The 1,190-nt window shown below is 62.2% G+C and carries 2 protein-coding genes; both read right to left on the bottom strand.

Annotated features, from left to right (window positions below; genetic code table 11):
- Positions 1 to 97: 97 nt before the first annotated feature.
- Entirely contained in the window at positions 98 to 424 is a 327-nt protein-coding gene (locus tag ASF71_RS24885) for a hypothetical protein (RefSeq protein ID WP_235514125.1), read from the bottom strand.
- 252 nt (positions 425 to 676) lie between these two features.
- Positions 677 to 982: a hypothetical protein gene (locus tag ASF71_RS04400; protein WP_056295641.1), complete on the bottom strand. Its 306-nt coding sequence runs from the start codon at positions 980 to 982 to the stop codon at positions 677 to 679.
- Positions 983 to 1,190 lie beyond the last annotated feature (208 nt).

Below are 1,190 nucleotides of genomic sequence, written 5' to 3' on the forward strand. Positions count from 1 at the left end.
GCTTGCGGATGATCTCGTAGAGATCCTGTTCCGTCAGTGGGGCGGCCATGCTGCTCATCCTAGCGAACGTGACGGGGCCGTCCGGCTCGCGGTGTCGCTAATCAGATACTCCATTTCCTTGCCGGGCAAAGGCACGCCACTGGACATAGCTGCGTGGGTCCAGCAAGGTCCATCTCTCTCCAGGGGCAAGCCCTCCCCTCCACAACAGGTGCAGCTGTCGCAGCACCCCGGCACTGTCTCTCCACGCCACATCGACGCCCCGGACCTCAAAGGCCAGCGCACCTCTGTTGTGCAACTCGACCGTCAGGGCTGCCCCCTGTCTGTAACGGTAGCGGTCCTTGTCCAGGAACGAAGCGGTCAACTCAGCATTACCTTTTCGGGCGAGACGCTGCTGCTGAATCACTTGCGGTTTCTTCGTCACCATAGGTCACCCTACGCCCAGAGGGACCTGCCCACTCGCCCGGCCACCCGTGTTCCATCTCCTTGGCTCTGGAGTCGCCGTATCCCTGCGGGTGGAATGTACGCGGTCCAGAGCCGGAGCGCCGGCCGAATCTACATGGGGTCGGCGCGGGACCTGCACAAGCGCCAGCAGGTCTACGCGCGCTACATCGCCTCTTCCGCAGCGACTGGATGCTCTACAGGAGCGCATCGCGGCTCAGGAGGCGAGTCAGTAGGTCTACGAGCGGGGCCGATTGGCCTCCCGCCGTTGCGCCTCCTGCCGCCTGCTCTCCGCATCCGTCGCCTCGGCCGCCGAATCCGCTTGCTCGTCTGGAATCCCAATGGACAGAACTTCGGCACCGTCAATCACCAGCAGGGTGTGTCGCCGTGTTCCTCCCAACCCCACCGCTACTGCGTTCTTCAGGACGACAACTCGACGAAACCCTGCCTCCAGACGCAGGGTTTCGCCGAGTTGTCCATCCTCTCCACCATTCACCAATTCACCCGTGTAGAGCAACTGCTTCGCTTGGACTTGAACTTTCATGTTTCACCTCCCTTCAGTATCCCGCCCCAGAGGGCGACCCCATGCTCGACCTCGCCGCGTCCTTCCTCCTTACCCCAGCGGCCTCCTATTGATCTCGGCATAAATTGGAGTCCATCAAGTGCTGTGGAAGCTGGATGTAGCGTACGCGCTGCCAGGCCCTGACCAACCGGGCCTTGAGCTCGTCCACGTTCGACGCACAGAAGTTCCC

The organism is Deinococcus sp. Leaf326 (genome assembly GCF_001424185.1).
In the GTDB taxonomy this organism is placed as follows: Bacteria; Deinococcota; Deinococci; order Deinococcales; family Deinococcaceae; genus Deinococcus.

Excerpts from the sequence above, each read along its gene's own strand:
- ASF71_RS24885 (WP_235514125.1), bottom strand. The coding sequence starts at position 424 with ATGGTGACGAAGAAACCGCAAGTGATTCAGCAGCAGCGTCTCGCCCGA.
- ASF71_RS04400 (WP_056295641.1), bottom strand. The coding sequence starts at position 982 with ATGAAAGTTCAAGTCCAAGCGAAGCAGTTGCTCTACACGGGTGAATTG.